General features: G+C 50.8%; 14 protein-coding genes. 3 read left to right on the forward strand and 11 right to left on the reverse strand.

Features of this window, described 5'->3' with window-relative positions; all coding sequences use genetic code 11:
- Window positions 1–132: 132 nt before the first annotated feature.
- From glgP to asd, 6 genes are all read right to left on the reverse strand, one after another.
- Window positions 133–2,580, reverse strand: coding sequence for a glycogen phosphorylase (glgP, locus tag BHE85_RS23450; RefSeq protein WP_000993449.1), 2,448 nt, complete (start codon window positions 2,578–2,580; stop codon window positions 133–135).
- Between the two features lie 18 nt (window positions 2,581–2,598).
- Entirely contained in the window at window positions 2,599–4,032 is a 1,434-nt protein-coding gene (gene glgA / locus BHE85_RS23455; RefSeq protein WP_001197645.1) for a glycogen synthase GlgA, read from the reverse strand.
- Window positions 4,032–5,327, reverse strand: coding sequence for a glucose-1-phosphate adenylyltransferase (gene glgC / locus BHE85_RS23460; RefSeq protein ID WP_000253979.1), 1,296 nt, complete (start codon window positions 5,325–5,327; stop codon window positions 4,032–4,034). The genes glgA and glgC overlap by 1 nt, the downstream gene beginning before the upstream one ends.
- 17 nt (window positions 5,328–5,344) lie before the next feature.
- A complete protein-coding gene (gene glgX, locus BHE85_RS23465) occupies window positions 5,345–7,318 on the reverse strand; it encodes a glycogen debranching protein GlgX (RefSeq protein WP_000192518.1) in 1,974 nt (657 codons plus the stop codon).
- The gene (gene glgB, locus BHE85_RS23470; protein ID WP_001283736.1) at window positions 7,315–9,501 is read right to left on the reverse strand and encodes a 1,4-alpha-glucan branching enzyme; all 2,187 of its coding nucleotides are present in this window, start codon (window positions 9,499–9,501) and stop codon (window positions 7,315–7,317) included. The genes glgX and glgB overlap by 4 nt, the downstream gene beginning before the upstream one ends.
- A gap of 272 nt (window positions 9,502–9,773) precedes the next feature.
- Window positions 9,774–10,877 (reverse strand): aspartate-semialdehyde dehydrogenase, encoded by a 1,104-nt coding sequence (gene asd / locus BHE85_RS23475; RefSeq protein WP_000799956.1) that lies wholly within the window; start codon window positions 10,875–10,877, stop codon window positions 9,774–9,776.
- Between the two features lie 191 nt (window positions 10,878–11,068).
- Here asd and yhgN point away from each other — a divergent pair, with 191 nt between their 5' ends.
- A complete protein-coding gene (gene yhgN / locus BHE85_RS23480; protein WP_001002544.1) occupies window positions 11,069–11,662 on the forward strand; it encodes an NAAT family transporter YhgN in 594 nt (197 codons plus the stop codon).
- A 56-nt stretch (window positions 11,663–11,718) separates the two neighbouring features.
- On the opposite strand, the gene gntU is transcribed toward yhgN, so the two are convergent.
- The 5 genes from gntU to BHE85_RS23505 form a co-directional block, all read right to left on the reverse strand.
- Entirely contained in the window at window positions 11,719–13,059 is a 1,341-nt protein-coding gene (gene gntU, locus BHE85_RS23485) for a gluconate transporter (protein ID WP_000210090.1), read from the reverse strand.
- Between the two features lie 3 nt (window positions 13,060–13,062).
- Window positions 13,063–13,590, reverse strand: coding sequence for a gluconokinase (gene gntK / locus BHE85_RS23490; RefSeq protein WP_000108325.1), 528 nt, complete (start codon window positions 13,588–13,590; stop codon window positions 13,063–13,065).
- 138 nt (window positions 13,591–13,728) lie between these two features.
- Complete coding sequence (gntR, locus tag BHE85_RS23495) at window positions 13,729–14,724, reverse strand: gluconate operon transcriptional repressor GntR (RefSeq protein ID WP_000730260.1); 996 nt, start codon at window positions 14,722–14,724, stop codon at window positions 13,729–13,731.
- 223 nt (window positions 14,725–14,947) lie between these two features.
- The gene (gene yhhW / locus BHE85_RS23500) at window positions 14,948–15,643 is read right to left on the reverse strand and encodes a quercetin 2,3-dioxygenase (RefSeq protein WP_000639811.1); all 696 of its coding nucleotides are present in this window, start codon (window positions 15,641–15,643) and stop codon (window positions 14,948–14,950) included.
- A gap of 122 nt (window positions 15,644–15,765) precedes the next feature.
- Complete coding sequence (locus BHE85_RS23505) at window positions 15,766–16,803, reverse strand: oxidoreductase (protein WP_039064303.1); 1,038 nt, start codon at window positions 16,801–16,803, stop codon at window positions 15,766–15,768.
- Between the two features lie 331 nt (window positions 16,804–17,134).
- On the opposite strand from BHE85_RS23505, the gene yhhY reads away from it, so the two are divergent.
- Together yhhY and tssD are read left to right on the forward strand one after the other, a co-directional pair.
- Complete coding sequence (gene yhhY, locus BHE85_RS23510; RefSeq protein WP_001295206.1) at window positions 17,135–17,623, forward strand: N-acetyltransferase; 489 nt, start codon at window positions 17,135–17,137, stop codon at window positions 17,621–17,623.
- Between the two features lie 236 nt (window positions 17,624–17,859).
- Window positions 17,860–19,059 (forward strand): type VI secretion system tube protein TssD, encoded by a 1,200-nt coding sequence (gene tssD / locus BHE85_RS23515; RefSeq protein WP_039064304.1) that lies wholly within the window; start codon window positions 17,860–17,862, stop codon window positions 19,057–19,059.
- Window positions 19,060–19,111 lie beyond the last annotated feature (52 nt).

The raw sequence follows: 19,111 nt of genomic DNA on the forward strand, positions 1-19,111 counted from the left end.
CTGTCCAATGTGCATAAAAAAATCCGGAAACAAGTGAGCGTTTCCGGATTCTTACACAGCCACTGGATCGGTCAACTGATCCTTAACTGATCGGCATTAGACCCTTTGGCCCCGTTCTATTTATTGGTGAACTTACAATCTCACCGGATCGATATGCCAGATATGATCGGCGTACTCTTTGATAGTACGGTCAGAAGAGAAGTAGCCCATATTGGCAATGTTCAGCATCGCTTTTGCGGTCCACTCTTCCTGAAGCTCGTAGAGTTCGTCGACTTTATCCTGACAATCGACATAGCTGCGATAATCCGCCAGAACCTGATAGTGATCGCCGAAGTTGATCAGCGAATCAACCAGATCGCGATAGCGACCCGGATCTTCCGGACTGAATACACCGCTGCCGATTTGCGTCAGCACCTGATGCAGCTCCTCATCTTTCTCGTAGTATTCACGCGGTTTGTAGCCCTGACGACGCAGTTCTTCCACTTCTTCCGCTGTGTTACCAAAAATAAAGATATTGTCAGCACCGACATGATCCAGCATCTCGACATTCGCACCGTCCAACGTACCGATAGTCAGCGCACCGTTAAGCGCAAACTTCATGTTACTGGTGCCGGAAGCTTCCGTCCCTGCCAGCGAAATCTGTTCAGACAGATCTGCCGCCGGAATGATCAACTGCGCCAGGCTAACGCTGTAGTTCGGGATGAACACGACTTTCAGCTTATCGCCAATCTGCGGATCGTTGTTGATCACTTTCGCTACGTCATTGATCAAATGAATAATGTGCTTCGCCATGTAATAGGCCGAAGCCGCCTTACCGCCAAAAATATTCACGCGCGGTACCCACTTCGCATCCGGGTCGGCCTTGATGCGGTTATAGCGGGTAATCACATGCAACACATTCATCAATTGACGTTTGTATTCGTGAATACGTTTGATTTGTACATCGAACAACGCCTTTGGATTCACCACCACATTCAGCTGCTGGGCGATATACTCTGCCAGACGCTTTTTGTTCTCCAGCTTCGCCTGATGCACAGCGTGATTAACCATTGGGAAATCACAGTGTTGTTGCAGCTCATTAAGCAGGCTAAGGTCGGTGCGCCAGTTACGGCCCAGGTGTTCGTCCAGCACGGCTGAAAGCGATGGGTTCGCTACCGCTAGCCAGCGACGCGGCGTCACACCGTTGGTGACGTTGGTGAAACGACCCGGGAAGATTTTCGCAAAGTCGGCAAACAACGATTGCACCATCAGATTAGAGTGCAGTTCCGATACACCGTTAACTTTGTGGCTCACAACAACCGCCAGCCAGGCCATACGCACACGACGACCGTTGGATTCATCAATGATCGACGCCCGTCCCAGCAGATCGGTATCGTTCGGATACTGTTCCTGCAAGGTTTTCAGGAAATAGTCGTTGATTTCAAAGATGATCTGCAGGTGACGCGGCAGAATTTTACCCAGCATATCAACCGGCCAGGTTTCCAGCGCCTCGCTCATCAGCGTGTGGTTAGTGTAGGAGAAGACCTGACAACACACCTCAAACGCGTCGTCCCAGCTAAATTGGTGCTCATCGATCAGCAGACGCATCATCTCAGGAATCGACAGTACCGGATGGGTATCATTGAGATGAATCGCGATTTTATCCGCCAGGTTATCGTAGGTTTTATGCAACTGATAATGGCGGCTTAAAATGTCCTGAATGGTCGAGGAAACCAGAAAGTATTCCTGACGCAGGCGCAGCTCACGCCCGGAGTAGGTGGAGTCATCCGGATACAGTACGCGAGATACGTTCTCGGAGTGGTTTTTATCTTCCACTGCCGCGAAGTAGTCACCTTGGTTGAATTTACCGAGGTTAATTTCGCTACTGGCTTGCGCACTCCACAAACGCAACGTGTTGGTCGCGTCGGTGTCGTAACCAGGGATTATCTGATCGTAAGCGACTCCCAGAATCTCTTCGGTTTCAATCCAGCGCGTTTTTTTACCTTCCTGCTGAATGCGACCACCAAAACGGACTTTATAGCGCGTGTTGTGGCGTTTGAATTCCCACGGGTTACCGTATTCCAGCCAGTAGTCTGGCGACTCTTTCTGGCTACCGTTAACGATGTTCTGCTTGAACATACCGTAGTCATAGCGGATGCCGTAACCGCGCCCCGGCAACCCTAACGTCGCCAGAGAATCAAGGAAGCAAGCCGCCAGACGTCCCAGGCCACCGTTACCGAGGCCTGGGTCATTTTCTTCATCAATCAGCTCTTCGAGATTTAACCCCATCGCTTCCAGTGCGCCCTGTACATCTTCGTAAATTCCTAGCGACAACATGGCGTTGGAGAGCGTACGGCCAATCAAAAACTCCATCGACAGGTAGTAAACCTGACGAGTTTCTTGCGACAACTGGGCACGGTTTGAACGTAACCAGCGCTCCACGAGACGATCGCGCACAGCAAATAACGTTGCGTTCAGCCATTCATGTTTATTGGCGACGACCGGGTCCTTTCCAATCGTAAACATCAGCTTGTAAGCGATAGAGTGCTTAAGAGCTTCTACGCTAAGCGTGGGCGATGAATATGTAAACGGAGCATTCATATAGGCGTTTCCTGAAAACTATTTCAAGCGATAGTAAAGCTCACGGTACGACTTCGCCGCGACCTGCCAGCTAAAATCCATTGCCATAGCCTGACGTTGCACAAACCGCCACAGTGAAGCACGAGACCACAGTACAAAAGCACGTCGAATAGCCCGTAACAGCGACCAGGCATTACTATCTTCAAAGACAAACCCACTGGCGACGCCATCTGCAAGGTTCTCAAGAGAACAGTCAGAAACCGTATCAGCAAGCCCACCGGTGCGCCGCACTAACGGCAGCGTACCGTACTTCAATCCATAAAGTTGCGTTAAGCCGCACGGTTCAAAACGGCTGGGCACCAGAATGACGTCCGCGCCGCCCATAATGCGATGCGAAAATGCTTCGTGATAGCCAATCTGAACGCCCACCTGGCCGGGGTATTCCGCTGCCGCCGCAAGGAAACCTTCCTGCAGCACCGGATCGCCCGCGCCGAGTAGCGCCAGCTGCCCGCCCTGCTCCAGAAGACCCGGTAAGGCTTCCAGCACCAGGTCGAGACCTTTCTGGCTGGTCAGACGGCTCACCACTGCAAAAAGCGGCACTTTATCGTCAACCTTAAGCCCCATTGCGATTTGTAACTGGCGCTTATTTTCCGCTTTATCTTCCAACGTATCGCGGGTGTAACGCGAGGCCAACAGTAAGTCCGTCTCTGGACTCCAGATTTTCTCGTCCACGCCGTTCAGTACGCCGGAAAGACGCCCTTCACGGTGACGCTGTTGCAACAGACCTTCCATACCGTAGGCAAACTGCGGTTCGGTGATCTCGCGAGCGTAGGTTGGACTGACCGCCGTAATGTGATCGGCATAGTACAGACCGGCCTTCAGGAAAGAGATTTGTCCGTTGAATTCCAGCCCATGAATATTAAAGAATGACCATGGCAATTGGATGTCATTCATGTGATGTGCATAAAACATGCCTTGATAGGCCAAGTTGTGCACAGTAAACACCGACTTCGCCGGACGCCCGCGCGCCGCCAGATACGCAGGCGCAAGGCCTGCATGCCAGTCGTGCGCATGCACCACATCAGGACGCCAGAATGGGTCAAGCCCGCTGGCCATTTCTGCCCCAACCCACCCCAGCAGCGCAAAACGCAATACGTTGTCGGTATAGGCAAATAAGTTGGTATCGTGATACGGGCTTCCCGGACGATCATAGAGATGCGGCGCGTCAATCAGGTATATGCCAACCCCGTTGTAATGACCGAACAACAGCGTGATATGTCCGGCGAAGGTATCACGACGGGATACTACCTGCGCATCGGTCACGCCACGGCGAATATCGGGAAATGCAGGCAACAGTACGCGAGCGTCAACGCCGTCTGCGATTTGTGCTGCGGGTAATGCCCCAATAACATCAGCCAGACCGCCGGTTTTAAGCAGCGGGAACATCTCTGAACATACATGTAAAACTTGCATTATCGCTCCTGTTTATGCCCTAACTTCCGTAGCATTTCGCGCGTTACCAGCACGATGCCTTCTTCTGAACGATAGAAACGACGTGCATCTTCCTCTGCGTTTTCACCAATCACCATGCCTTCCGGGATAACACAAGCACGATCGATGACGCAGCGGCGCAGACGGCACGAGCGACCTACCCATACTTCCGGTAACAATACGGCGGAATCAATGTTGCAGAATGAATTCACGCGAACGCGCGAGAACAGAACGGACTGCACCACCACCGAACCGGAGATCACACAACCGCCGGATACCAGTGAGTTAAGGGTCATCCCGTGGCTACCGGAGCGATCCTGCACGAATTTCGCTGGCGGTAATGATTCATTGTAGGTGCGAATTGGCCAATTGCGATCGTACATATCCAGTTCCGGCACCACAGAGGCCAGATCGAGATTCGCTTTCCAGTAAGCTTTCAGCGTACCCACATCGCGCCAGTACGGCTCGGCATCCGGGTCGGATTGTACGCAAGAGAGCGGGAACGGGTGCGCATAGGCCAGACCGGCTTCGGTGATCTTGGGAATCAAATCTTTGCCAAAGTCGTGGCTGGAGTTCTCATCACGATCGTCTTCTTCCAGCAGTTCATACAGATAGTCGGCGTCAAAGACGTAGATACCCATACTCGCCAGAGATTTGCTCGGATCGTTCGGCATTGACGGTGGGTTAGCAGGTTTTTCAACGAATTCGATAATTTTATCGTTCTCATCAACCGCCATAACGCCAAATGCGGAGGCTTCTTCAATCGGTACTGGCATACAAGCAACGGTGCAACGTGCGCCTTTTTCGACGTGATCGATAAGCATACGCGAGTAGTCTTGCTTGTAGATATGGTCGCCCGCCAGGATCACCACGTATTCCGCTTTATAACGGCGGATAATGTCGAGGTTTTGGGTGACCGCATCTGCGGTGCCGCGATACCAGTTTTCCCCTTTCATTCTCTGCTGTGCTGGCAGCAGATCGACAAACTCGTTCATTTCTTCATTGAAGAATGACCAGCCGCGCTGAATGTGCTGCACCAGAGTGTGGGACTGGTACTGGGTGATCACGCCCATACGACGGATCCCGGAGTTGATGCAGTTAGACAGCGCAAAGTCGATAATGCGGAACTTACCGCCGAAGTGTACGGCCGGTTTTGCTCGCTTATTGGTTAAATCCTTCAGGCGGGTACCACGTCCTCCCGCCAGTATCAGGGCAACAGATTTCAATGGCAGCTGGCGCGCCAACATTAAGTGATCGTTCTTCTCTAAACTAACCATGACTAACTCCTTTTTTATCATCTCTGGAACACACACAATCCGTGTGCAGGTCCCTGCCAGACAGCCGTAATCACTGGGTTATCCTCTCCAGCGAATGGGGGAATGGCGTGCCACTCCCCAGCAGGTAAAACAATCTCTGTTACCTCAAGCGTGGCGTTAATTGCGATCAAAAAGCGATCCGAGAGCAGAATTTGCAGCTGTTTCGGCCCGTTTTGCCACTCATCCGTGCTTAAAGGTTGAGCATATCGATTTAGCCAACGGACATTGCCATCGCCTTCTTCCCACCAGCGATTCTCCACCAAAGCGGGAATGCGCTTGCGCAGATGGATTAACGCGGCGGTAAATGCGGTTAAACCACTGCTTGCCTGCGACCAGTCCAACCAGGTTAATTGGTTATCCTGACAGTAGGCATTGTTATTGCCATGCTGGCTGTGACCATGTTCGTCACCGGCCAGTAACATCGGCGTACCCTGGGAGAGCAACAACGTTGTTAACAAGGCGTGAATACTGTCGCGCCGCCGTTCAACCAGGTCAAGAGAACCGCCTAACCCTTCTTTACCATGATTGTTACTGTAATTGTTGTTGGTCCCGTCGCGATTTTCTTCTCCGTTTGCTTCATTGTGTTTATGGTTGAAGCAAACGCAGTCGCGAAGCGTAAAACCGTCATGCGCAGTGACGAGATTAATCGCGGCACTCGGCAGACGACCATTACGTTTAAAAACATCGCTGGAGGCAGCAAAACGCCCGGCAAACGCCCCCAGAGGCAAATCATAATGTAGCCAGAAACGACGGGCAGCATCGCGGAAATGATCGTTCCACTCGGCAAACAGCGGCGGGAAATTTCCCACCTGATAACCACCAGGGGCGATATCCCACGGTTCAGCAATTAACTTCACCTGCGAGAGCACCGGGCAGTTCTGGATAGCGGTAAACAACGGCGCATCCTGACGGAACTCTGGCGTACGGCCCATGACTGCCGCCAGATCAAAGCGGAAACCATCGACGTGACAGGTTTCTACCCAATAACGCAGGCAGGCGCTGGCATAATCCACCACCGCCGGATGACTCAAATTGAGCGTGTTGCCGCAACCGGTCCAGTTGTGATAATCGCCGTCTTCTCTTATCCAATAATAGCTACGGTTATCGATCCCACGCAGTGAGAATAACGGGCCGTCGAGGTCCAGTTCCGCACTATGGTTGAGCACGATATCAAGAATGACTTCGATACCCGCTTTATGCAGTGCTTTGATTGCATCGCGAAACTCATCCAGCGCCGTTTCTGGCGAGCAGGCATACGCCGGATGCAGCGCAAACATCGCCACCGGGTTGTAACCCCAGTAGTTACTTAGCCCCATGCGTTGCAGACGTGGTTCACTGGCAAACTGCGCCACTGGCAGCAGTTCCAGCGCGGTAATGCCCAATTGTTTCAAATAGTTGATCATCACCGGATGCCCGAGGGCTTTATAAGTGCCACGGATCTCGACCGGAATCTCCGGGTGCAAGTACGTTAATCCTTTGACATGGGCTTCATAAATGATGGTGCTGTCCCACGGCGTGCGCGGCGGGGCATCATCTTCCCAGTCATAGTGATCAACCACCACTACGCATTTCGGCGCAATGGCGGCGTTGTCGCGATAGTCAGGTTCATTATGACCGGCGTGCAGCAGCGGGTTATCTTTAAATTCCCCGTCAATTTGCCGCGCGCAAGGATCAATCAACAACTTCGCCGGGTTAAAGCGATGCCCCTCGGCGGGTTGCCAGGGGCCATGAACGCGATAACCATAACGCAAACCCGGGCGCGCATCCGGCAGATAACCGTGCCAAATGTCGCCACTGTGCCCTGGCAAGTCATAGCGATGTTCCTGGCCATTGGCGTCAAAGACACACAGTTCTACCCGCTCGGCATGAGCGGAGAAAAGTGTGAAGTTGACGCCCTGACCGTCGTAATGCGCGCCGAGGGGAGCGGGTTTGCCAATGGCGAGTTGTGTCATTCTGCCTCCCGAACCAGCCAGATAGTGGCCAGCGGTGGTAGTGTCAGGCTTAGTGAATGCTGACGACCGTGGCTGGCAATCTCATCGCTGTGTACCGTGCCGCCATTGCCTGCATTACTGCCGTGATAGTGCATGGAATCGGTATTGAGGATTTCACGCCATTTGCCTGGCTGATTAATGCCGAAGCGATAATCATGACGCGGCACCGGCGTAAAGTTACTGGCAACGATAATTTCGTTACCCTCTTTATCGCGACGCACAAAGATCAGCACCGAGCGTTCTTTGTCATCCACCACCAGCCATTCAAAGCCGTACGGGTCAAAATCCAGTTCATGCATTGCTTTATGGTGGCGGTAGGTGAGGTTCAGATCGCGCACCAGACGCTGGACACCGTGGTGCCAGTTATCGCCACCTTCCAACAGATGCCAGTCGAGGCTGGCGTCATGGTTCCACTCACGGCCCTGGGCAAATTCGTTCCCCATGAACAGCAGTTTCTTGCCCGGGAATGCCCACATCCAGCCATAGTAGGCGCGCAGGTTAGCGAATTTCTGCCATGCGTCGCCCGGCATGCGGTCGAGAATCGATTTTTTACCGTGGACCACTTCATCATGCGACAACGGCAGGACGAAGTTTTCAGTGTAGTTGTAGAGAATCCCGAAGGTGAGTTTATCGTGATGATACTGACGATAAACCGGGTCGAGCTTCATGTAGTCCAGGGTGTCATGCATCCAGCCGAGGTTCCACTTGTACCAGAAGCCCAGACCGCCCATATCCTGCGGACGAGAAACGCCAGGGAAATCGGTAGACTCCTCAGCCATTGTCACCGCACCGGAAACCTGCTCACCAAGAATACGGTTGGTATTACGCAAGAATTCAATCGCTTCAAGATTCTCGCGCCCGCCAAATTCGTTCGGGATCCACTCCCCCTCTTTACGGCTGTAGTCGCGATAAATCATTGACGCCACCGCATCGACGCGCAGCGCATCAATACCAAAACGTTCAATCCAGTAAAGCGCGTTACCGACGAGGAAGTTACTGACTTCACGGCGACCATAATTGTAGATCAGCGTATTCCAGTCCTGATGATAGCCTTCGCGCGGATCGCTGTGTTCATACAAGTTCGTGCCATCAAATTCGGCAAGCGCAAAGTCATCGGTCGGGAAGTGGCCTGGCACCCAGTCGAGAATCACGTTCAGACCCGCTGCGTGTGCGGCATCAATGAAATAACGGAAGTCGTCGCGAGTACCAAAACGGCGGGTTGGTGCATACAGGCCGGTTGGCTGATAACCCCAACTGCCATCGAAGGGATGCTCGTTAATGGGCAGTAGTTCGAGGTGGGTAAAGCCCATCCATTTAGCATAAGGCACCAGTTGATCGGCCAGCTCGCGGTAGCTCAACCAGAAATTGTTATCGGTGTGGCGACGCCAGGAGCCCAGGTGAACTTCATAAATAGAGATTGACGCATCAAACTGATTCGCTTTTTTGCGCTCTTCAGTCTGTACAACCTTTTCCGGCAGCCCGCAAATAAGAGACGCGGTTTCCGGGCGCATTTGCGCTTCGAAGGCATAAGGGTCGGACTTCAGACGCAAGTTGCCATTGGCATCAATCATCTCGTATTTATAGAGCTGACCGTTATGCGCCCCAGGGATAAACAGTTCCCAAATGCCGCTCTCTTTACGCAGACGCATCGGGTGACGGCGACCGTCCCAGTAGTTGAATTGCCCAACCACCGAGACCCGACGGGCGTTTGGAGCCCAAACAGAGAAACGCGTACCTGTGACGCCATCCATAGTATCTGCATGCGCGCCTAAGGTTTCATACGGGCGCAGGTGAGTACCTTCAGATAATAGCCAGGCATCCATTTCCTGGATTAGCGGGCCAAAACGGTAAGGATCATCAATCAGGTTTTGCTGACCATGCCAGACAACAGCCAACTGATAGCGGAAAAAATTCTTACGTCGCGGAATGACACCGCTAAAGAATCCCCGTGAGTCAAGACACTCCAGTTTTGCGAGTTTGCGCCCGGTTTTCGGTTCAATCACCCACACATCGGTAGCGTCGGGTAAAAGGGCACGGACTTCCAGTCCCGCGGTGGTTTTATGCATTCCCAGTACGGAAAAAGGATCCGCAAAATGGCCTGCAATTAGCGCGTTAATCACGTCTCTATCGATACGATCGGACATGCTTGTCTTCCTGTTTTATTGTGTCACCCCATCCAATTGGATTTTTGACTTCTGGTTGTGACATTTTTTTGACCTGAACGGCGCAGCACTCTGTGCATCCTCTCTGCGTCGTCCTCACTTCAGGTAAGGCTGTGAATACTCATGTATTCAGCCACCCTTAAAGAATAGCCAATGCTCTATTTAACTCCCGGTAAATCATGAAACATCTGCGCTTACTCCTGTATTACGCACTAACAGGGGCGGCATCGCGCCCCAGATTTAATGAATAAAGATTACGCCAGTTGACGAAGCATCCGACGCAGCGGCTCCGCGGCCCCCCACAGCAGCTGGTCACCCACGGTAAAGGCTGACAGGAACTCCGGTCCCATATTCAGCTTACGCAGGCGGCCTACCGGCGTGGTCAGCGTGCCGGTAACGGCAGCTGGGGTTAGCTCACGCATAGTGATTTCCCGATCGTTCGGAACGACTTTCGCCCACGGATTGTGCGCAGCCAGCAGTTCTTCGACGGTCGGAATAGACACATCTTTTTTCAATTTAATAGTGAATGCCTGGCTGTGGCAGCGCAATGCCCCGACACGCACACATAAACCATCTACCGGAATTACGGAAGATGTGTTGAGGATCTTGTTGGTTTCCGCCTGCCCTTTCCACTCTTCGCGGCTCTGACCGTTATCGAGCTGTTTGTCGATCCACGGAATCAGGCTACCCGCCAGCGGCACGCCAAAGTTATCCACCGGCAGCTCACCGCTACGGGTTAAGGTTGTGACTTTGCGTTCGATATCGAGAATAGCAGAGGACGGGGTCGCGAGTTCATCTGCCACATGGCCATACAGATGGCCCATCTGGGTTAATAACTCACGCATATGTCGCGCACCACCGCCGGAAGCGGCCTGGTAGGTTGCAACGGACACCCAATCAACAAGATCATTGGCGAATAAACCACCCAACGACATCAACATCAGGCTTACGGTACAGTTACCGCCAACAAAAGTCCTGATGCCATTATTTAATCCGTCGGTAATGACGTCCTGATTGACGGGGTCAAGAATGATGATGGCGTCATCTTTCATGCGCAGAGACGATGCTGCGTCAATCCAGTAACCTTGCCATCCGCTTTCACGAAGCTTTGGATAGATTTCGTTGGTATAATCGCCGCCCTGACAGGTCACAATGATATCGAGGGCCTTTAGCGCCTCCAGATCAAAGGCATCCTGAAGTGTGCCAGTGGTTCCGCCAAAAGACGGCGCAGCCTGGCCAAGCTGAGAAGTAGAAAAGAAGACAGGGCGAATGGCGTCGAAGTCGCGCTCTTCAACCATGCGTTGCATGAGAACGGAGCCGACCATACCGCGCCAGCCGATAAAACCAACATTTTTCATAAGCGTTTTTTCCTGCAAAGATGTGTGCTGTATAAATGTGCCGGTCTCCTCTTGGCACATCTTTCACCATACAAAAAGCAGCCAAAGTCGCAAGTGAAATTAATCAATGATAGCGAAGCCATCAGTAATGCGACTTATCCTGCTTTGTTAGCACACAGAAAGTCCGCGGCAATTATCAGGGAATTTGAGTTATGAATGAAATCATTTCTGCAGCAGTTTTATTGATCCTGATTATGGATCCGCTCGGAAACCTGCCTATTTTCATGTCCGTACTGAAACATACTGAACCGAAAAGACGGCGGGCAATCATGGTGCGAGAGTTGCTTATTGCTCTCCTGGTGATGCTGGTGTTCCTGTTTGCGGGTGAGAAAATTCTGGCATTTCTCAGCCTGCGAGCAGAAACCGTCTCCATTTCTGGCGGCATCATTCTGTTTCTAATCGCCATTAAGATGATTTTCCCCAGCGCTTCAGGAAATAGCAGCGGGCTTCCGGCAGGTGAAGAGCCATTTATCGTGCCGTTGGCAATTCCGTTAGTCGCCGGGCCGACTATTCTCGCCACGCTGATGTTGTTGTCTCATCAGTACCCGAATCAGATGGGACATCTGGTGATTGCTCTGCTGCTGGCCTGGGGCGGCACCTTTGTCATCCTGCTACAGTCTTCGCTATTTTTACGTCTGCTGGGCGAGAAAGGGGTGAACGCACTTGAACGCCTGATGGGATTGATTCTGGTGATGATGGCAACCCAGATGTTCCTCGACGGCATTCGAATGTGGATGAAGGGGTAACGAGGAGAGTTTTTCGAAAAGAACCCGGTAGCGTCACAACTACCGGGCGAACAAACTTAACTCAACAGCTGGAACGCAATCATCCCAACGATGGCACCAACAGTGCCGAGGATGGTTTCCATCATGGTCCAGGTTTTCAGCGTTTCGGCTTCGGTCGCGCCGGTAAATTTACCGAACAACCAGAAACCGGCGTCGTTAACGTGGCTGACAACAATCGAACCACCAGCGATACAAATCGACAGTGCCGCCATTTGCGCACCGGAGTAGTTCAGTTGTTCAATGACCGGCATCACCAGCCCCACCGCCGTTAAACAGGCAACGGTGGCAGACCCCTGAATGATGCGCACTGCAGCGGCCAGCACGAAGCAGGTGATAGCAATCGGCAGGCCCATGCCGGTTAACGCTTCGCCCAGTGCCGGACCTACGCCAGAGTCAACCAGCACCTGTTTGAACACGCCGCCTGCACCAATCACCAGCAGAATGATCCCCGCCGGTTGTAGCGCGTGACCGCAAATCTCCATCACTTTGTCTTTTGGCATGCCCTGACGCATTGCCAGGCCATAAATCGCTACCAGACAAGCAACCAGAATCGCGGTAAATGGATGACCAATAAACTCGAACCATTCGTAAGCAGTTGATCCTTCTGGCACAAAACGAGCGGCAATGGTTTTCAGCCCCACCAGCACCAGCGGCAACAGGATCAGCGACAGGCTGAATCCGAAGGACGGCATTTTGCCTTCGCCGAGATGCGGTTCGCTGATGTCGTCAGGAATATGCAACTCCACGTAACGGCTGATGAAATTACCCCACAGCGGCCCGGCAATAATCATTCCCGGAATTGCCGCACACAGACCAATCAGGATCATCCAGCCAAAGTCGGCATTCATCTGCGATGCCAGCAACATCGGCGCTGGTCCAGGCACCAGAAATGCCGCCGCTGCCGCCACGCCTGCGAATAATGGGATTACCAGCTTCACCAGGTTCGTACCGGTGTGGCGCGCCATTGAGAAAGCAACGCTAATCAGCAGAACTATCGCCACTTCAAAGAACAGCGGTAGCGCACAGACCAACCCCGCAAGGCCGATGGCATAATGCGCGCGGCTGTGACCGAAGGATTTGAGCATTTTGACGGCAATCTGATCGACTGCGCCGGTTTCATGTAAGATCTTGCCAAACATAGCTCCCAGGGCGACAACCACCGCCAGGAAGCCGAGGGGGCCTCCCATCCCTTTTTCCATCGTCGCTGCGATTTTATCGAGCGGCATACCGGAAAAAAGGCCAGCCCCCATGGACACCACCATCAAAGCCAGGAAAGCGTGCATACGCGCCTTCATGACTAAAAACAGCAGCAGTAAAACAGACCCTACTGCTGTTAAAACAAGCGTTAATGTAGTCACTACTTATTTGCCTTTTTTAATAACCTCAATGGTGCTTGCCACAACACCTTCCAGCGGTTGATCGATATCCACCACCAGTACATCGGTTTCGTCCGCACCCGGCTCCTGCAGCGTTTCAAACTGCGTCACCAACATTTGGGTTTTAAAGAAATGGCCTTTGCGCGCTTTCAAGCGACTTTCAATCACATCAAAATCGCCTTTCAGGTAGATGAAAGAGAGATTCGGATTACCTTCACGCAGCAAGTCGCGATAGTGCTTTTTCAGTGCAGAACAGACGATCAGCGACACTTTATTGGTGCGCAGCATAGCAAACGCGGCGTCGTTCAGCGCCTGCAACCAGGGTTTGCGATCGTCGTCATTCAGCGGTTCGCCAGACGCCATTTTTTCGATATTGCGCCGTGGATGGAGGAAATCACCATCAAGAAACGCGGCATGAAGTTGATGCGCCACTTCACTGGCGACCGCAGATTTGCCGCTGCCCGATACGCCCATCAAGACGTAAATGTGGTGATCATGGTTAGTCGTGCTCAAAGTGGTGCCCCCACAATACAAGAATTAAAAATGTTACGGGTAACTGTTATCGGTAACATTGTCCAGCCGGACAATATCAGAAGCAATATCCATCCGTGCCTTAAGTGTATAAGTGTGAGCTACTTCAAATTTGTAGGCTTAAATAGATCCGCCCGGTGACAAGGTGAAACCTAAATCTAACATTTTCGGTGTCACAGATTCGCCACGAATACGCGCCAGCAGGCGTTCAGCGCCAATACTGCCCATCCGCTCACGCGGCGTCAGCACGCTCGCTAACCGCGGCTCCATCACCTGGCCAATGTCATGACCGTGGAAACCGGCAATCGCCATATCGTCAGGAACCTTCAATCCCAGACGCTGACATTCAAACGCCGCGCCGACCGCCAGGTCATCGTTGGTACAGAACACGCCATCCAGCTGCGGATATTCCCGCCGCGCCTGGCGAATCAGTTCAATACCGGAAGAGTAAGAAGAAGATTGCTCAACCATCACGCTATACGACACCAGACCTGCATCCAGCATCGCCTGTTCGTATCCCTTCTGTTTGATGATAGTACGTTCGTCGAGACGCGCGCCGAGATAGGCAATGTGGCAATGCCCGCGAGCAATAATGGCGGTGGTCATCTGGCGTGCCGCTTCAAAGTTATCAAAACCGACGGCGATATCGAGGCACGGCGACTGGCTGTCCATGAGTTCCACCACCGGGATCCCCGCCACTTCAATCATCTTTAAGGTGCGCGGCGTGTGGGTACGTTCGGTGAGGATCAGTCCGTCGATATTCCATGAGAGCATGGATTCGAGACGTTCTTGCTCCATTTCCGGTTTATAACCGTAGTGAGCCAGCATGGTCTGATAACCGTGCGCGTCGGTGACGCTTTCGATTCCGCGTAATACTTCCGCGAAAACCTGGTTGGTGAGAGAAGGTAACAGGACGCCAATCGCCCGGCTGGTGGCGTTAGAGAGGATATCGGGCGCACGATTGGGAATATAGCCCAGTTCATCAAGAGCGGCGGCAATCTTGCCGCGTAGAGCGACGGAAACCTGCTCCGGGTTGCGTAAAAAACGGCTGACCGTCATTTTGGTCACGCCTACACGGTCAGCCACATCCTGAAGTACGGGTCTTTTCTTTTTCATCGTCCTGAAGGTACAAAAGAGATAGATTCTCTTAGTTTAACACGGACGCATCAGAACCTTCCCGGGGAAAACAGTGCTTGTTTACAATTATTAGATATACACTAAATCAATTGCATCGCATTGTGCTAACGACGCGGCAAAACCCCGGAAGCGTGCATCAGCACGCGACCGGAGCGAGCGAGGAAGCCTGCAAAAAGGCAGGCTTCAAAGATGCCGTTGAGTTTTAAACCGGCGGCAGATCGAACAGTAACACTTCGCTGTCGCTATCCGCATGGATGGAGATTGCCTGCTCATCCCAGATTGCCAGACCATCGCTGGTCGAGGCTTTCACGCCGTTAATGGTGACATTGCCTTTCACCACCTGGATCCAGACGCGGCGTTCAGCGGCAATCTGATGCACCGACTGCTCATCTTTCAGCAACGCCCAGCGGTACAGTTCCATATCCTGATGCACTTTCAATGAACCATCTCGCGCATCCGGCGAGAGCACCAGCTGTTTGCCCTGTACGGCATCGAAGCGACGCTGTTCATAACGCGGCGTAATACCGTTTTCTTCAGGCATGATCCAGATCTGATACAGATGCAGACGCTCGGTGCTGCTTGGGTTGTACTCTGAGTGACGAATACCCGTACCCGCACTCATAATCTGGAACTCACCCGCCGGAACCTGCTCTTTATTGCCCATGCTGTCCTGATGCTCAACAGTACCTTCCAGCACGTAGGTCAAAATTTCCATATCTTTATGCGGGTGAGTGCCGAAGCCCTGCCCTGCTTCAATCACGTCGTCGTTAATCACGCGCAGCGCGGAGAAGCCCATAAAGTTCGGATCGTAATAGTTGGCAAAAGAGAAAGTATGCCAGGAGTCCAGCCAGCCATGATTTGCATGACCACGTTCATTTGCTTTGCGTAAGTAGATCATTTGTATTCGCCCCCTGAATGATTTCGATGGGCTTAGTGTGGACCCGATCTGCCTGGGATGATAGAGGGTGAAAATTGCCCCCTCTGTTCAAAAAAATTGAACTATTCGAGGGGCCATCAAACTTAATTCGCGAAAGTCACTGTGGAGGGAGAGGCTTGCTCAAATCCGCGTTCAAGGATTTCCAGATTGGTAAGAACTTCAGATTCCTTGACGTAATTTGGCGCACCGTGGGTGATGGTTTGATACAACGCATCATAAACGCGCCCGTAATCGCCCATCTCCGGCTTCATCTCTTCTCTGACCGTCACGCCCTCGTCATTGACATACTCCGGCACACCGACCGAATCATCCGCTGCGAATCCCGGTTCGCCCGGCATAATATTAGCCTTCAGGCTGGTTTCCTGCTGGTCGATACCGTATTTAATAAACGAACCTTTCTTACCGTGAACGATAAATTTCGGATAATCGATTTTCACCAGATGGCTGGTTTTGACGATGGCTTTCAGGTCGCCATAAAACAGTTGCGCTTCAAAGGTGTCGTCAGGATTGGCTTTATTACGCAGGCTGCGGATGTCATAAGCGACGTGATCCGGGCGACCGAACAGAGAAATAATCTGGTCCATCGTATGCACACCAAGGCCATAAAACGCGCCATCCTGCGGCAGCCCAGGTTTGGTTTCTGCCACCGGGCGGTAATAGTCAAAATGGCTTTCCACTTCAACAATCTCTCCCAACTTGCCACTTTCAATCGCTTTTTTCGCTGTCAGGAAGCAGGAGTCAAAGCGACGATTCTGATACGGCGTGACGCTCAGCCCTTTGCTTTTCGCCAACGCAAACAGCTCCTTCGCCTGGGCAAGCGTCGGGGTGAACGGTTTTTCGACCAGCACATTTTTCCCGGCTTCCAGCGCGCGTTTCGCATACTCGAAATGGCTGTCCGCGTGGGTGCAGACAACAACCAGCTTAACATCGGGATCGTTTAGTACTTCGTCGAGATCGCTGATGAAATGGATATGGGAATAAATGGGAGCCTGTTCTTCCGGCTTCGCATGGCGACGAAAAATATGCGCGACATGCCAGCTATCCTTGCGGTTAAGTACATACGGCAGATGGTAACGGGTGGTGCTTTTGCCGAAGCCAATAAAGGCGCAGTTGATGACCATGATTTCGTCCTTTTTAAGGTGGTTATTTACACCTTAGCGCAAAGCGGACGTGGTTCCTACTGGAGTGCGCATAACGAACACAAGCACTCCCGTGGATAAATTGAGAACGAAAGATCAAAAAAAAGCCAGCACCCGGCTGGCTAAGTAATACTGGAAGCAATGTGAGCAATGTCGTGCTTTCAGGTTCTCCGCGAGGGTCTTCCTGATCGCGAGACAATAATAATCATTCTCATTCGCACTTGTCCAACACTTTTTGCAAAAAAATGCATTTGACTCGCATTTGAAAGTCAATGATGTTGAAAGGGACATTTACCCCAAAGAGGACAAAGGAATGAGTGAGATAGTAATACGCCACGCAGAAACACGGGATTACGAGGCCATCAGGCAGATTCACGCCCAGCCGGAGGTGTATTGCAACACACTACAGGTGCCTCATCCTTCCGATCATATGTGGCAGGAGCGACTCGCCGATCGTCCCGGCATCAAGCAACTCGTCGCCTGTATTGATGGAGACGTCGTGGGCCATCTCACCATTGACGTGCAACAGCGCCCACGCCGCAGTCATGTTGCCGATTTTGGTATCTGTGTCGACTCTCGTTGGAAGAACCGCGGCGTCGCCAGCGCCCTGATGCGAGAGATGATTGAAATGTGCGACAACTGGTTGCGGGTAGATCGCATTGAACTAACCGTGTTTGTCGATAACGCCCCGGCAATTAAGGTCTATAAAAAATACGGCTTTGAAATTGAAGGGACTGGTAAGAAGTACGCATTGCGTAATGGTGAATATGTCGATGCATATTATATGGCGCGGGTGAAGTAAGATAGTGCCCTTTTTCTGAGATGGAAAAAGGGTGTCATTCAAAATCGACATACCTTCCTTTAAGGTATTTATTTACCCAATACATATATTGAGATTTAACTCATAATTACTTCCTAAAGTGTAATATTTTATTTTTTAATATATACGCCTACAATTTCCTGGAGTAAATAAATAACAATTAACAAGCATAATATTGCCATTGATAAAATAGCATGCCATAAAAGGACTTTTCAGGGATGAGTAATATTGTTTACCTGACAGTAACGGGAGAACAACAAGGAAGCATCTCCGCAGGTTGTGGGACTTCTGAGTCTACAGGTAATCGTTGGCAGAGCGGGCATGAGGATGAAATATTTACATTCTCACTCTTAAATAATATTAATAATACGGGGCTTGGTTCACAGTTCCATGGTATAACATTTTGTAAATTAATTGATAAAAGCACTCCATTATTTATTAATTCCATTAACAATAATGAACAATTATTTATGGGATTTGACTTCTATCGAATAAATAGATTTGGTAGATTGGAAAAGTATTATTATATACAACTAAGAGGCGCTTTTTTATCGGCTATTCATCACCAGATCATTGAAAACCAACTGGATACAGAAACAATAACTATTAGTTATGAATTTATCCTCTGTCAACATCTTATCGCAAATACCGAGTTCAGCTATTTGGCACTCCCTGAAAATTATAACCGATTGTTTTTACCAAATTCAAAAAACCAAACAAATAATCGTTTCAAAACGTTAAACAGCAAAGCTATTGGCAGGCTACTTGCTGCTGGTGGCGTATACAATGGGAACATTGAAGGATTCAGAGATACTGCGGAAAAACTGGGTGGAGATGCAATAAAAGGCTATGATCAAATACTAAATGAAAAAACAGCGGGCATAGCGATAGCAACAGCATCTATTCTTTTAACAAAGCGTTCTAATGTTGATACATATACAGAAATAAATAGTTACTTAGGCAAACTTAGAGGTCAACAAAAACTTCTTGATGGTATAGACATAATAGAAATAATATACATTAAGAGACCTTCAAAAGACTTAGCTAACTTACGAAAGGAGTTTAATAAAACTGTAAGAAAAAATTTTCTTATCAAACTTGCAAAAACCTCCGAAGCATCTGGAAGATTCAACGCCGCAGACCTTTTAAGAATGAGAAAGGGCAATGTTCCTCTAAATTATAATGTTCACCATAAACTATCTCTAGATGATGGTGGTACTAATGATTTCGAAAATTTAGTATTAATCGAAAACGAACCATATCATAAAGTTTTTACTAACATGCAATCACGAATAGCTAAGGGAATATTAGTAGGTGAAAGCAAAATCACTCCCTGGGCCATTCCATCTGGCTCAATTTATCCTCCCATGAAAAATGTAATGAACGCATCCCACACAATTAAACACGGAGCAGTATGATGGTTAAAAGGGTGAAACTGGCAGGTGTGGAGCCTCGCAGATTTCCGGCATC

It is taken from the genome of Shigella sp. FC1567 (genome assembly GCF_001743015.1).
Lineage (GTDB): Bacteria > Pseudomonadota > Gammaproteobacteria > Enterobacterales > Enterobacteriaceae > Escherichia > Escherichia coli.

Bases quoted from the DNA above. Each gene is read 5' to 3' on its own strand.
- yhhY (WP_001295206.1), top strand. From the start codon at position 17,135: ATGAGTGAGATAGTAATACGCCACGCAGAAACACGGGATTACGAGGCC.
- glgP (WP_000993449.1), bottom strand. From the start codon at position 2,580: ATGAATGCTCCGTTTACATATTCATCGCCCACGCTTAGCGTAGAAGCT.
- yhhW (WP_000639811.1), bottom strand. From the start codon at position 15,643: ATGATCTACTTACGCAAAGCAAATGAACGTGGTCATGCAAATCATGGC.
- gntR (WP_000730260.1), bottom strand. From the start codon at position 14,724: ATGAAAAAGAAAAGACCCGTACTTCAGGATGTGGCTGACCGTGTAGGC.
- glgA (WP_001197645.1), bottom strand. From the start codon at position 4,032: ATGCAAGTTTTACATGTATGTTCAGAGATGTTCCCGCTGCTTAAAACC.
- glgB (WP_001283736.1), bottom strand. From the start codon at position 9,501: ATGTCCGATCGTATCGATAGAGACGTGATTAACGCGCTAATTGCAGGC.
- glgC (WP_000253979.1), bottom strand. From the start codon at position 5,327: ATGGTTAGTTTAGAGAAGAACGATCACTTAATGTTGGCGCGCCAGCTG.
- glgX (WP_000192518.1), bottom strand. From the start codon at position 7,318: ATGACACAACTCGCCATTGGCAAACCCGCTCCCCTCGGCGCGCATTAC.
- yhgN (WP_001002544.1), top strand. From the start codon at position 11,069: ATGAATGAAATCATTTCTGCAGCAGTTTTATTGATCCTGATTATGGAT.
- asd (WP_000799956.1), bottom strand. From the start codon at position 10,877: ATGAAAAATGTTGGTTTTATCGGCTGGCGCGGTATGGTCGGCTCCGTT.
- BHE85_RS23505 (WP_039064303.1), bottom strand. From the start codon at position 16,803: ATGGTCATCAACTGCGCCTTTATTGGCTTCGGCAAAAGCACCACCCGT.
- tssD (WP_039064304.1), top strand. From the start codon at position 17,860: ATGAGTAATATTGTTTACCTGACAGTAACGGGAGAACAACAAGGAAGC.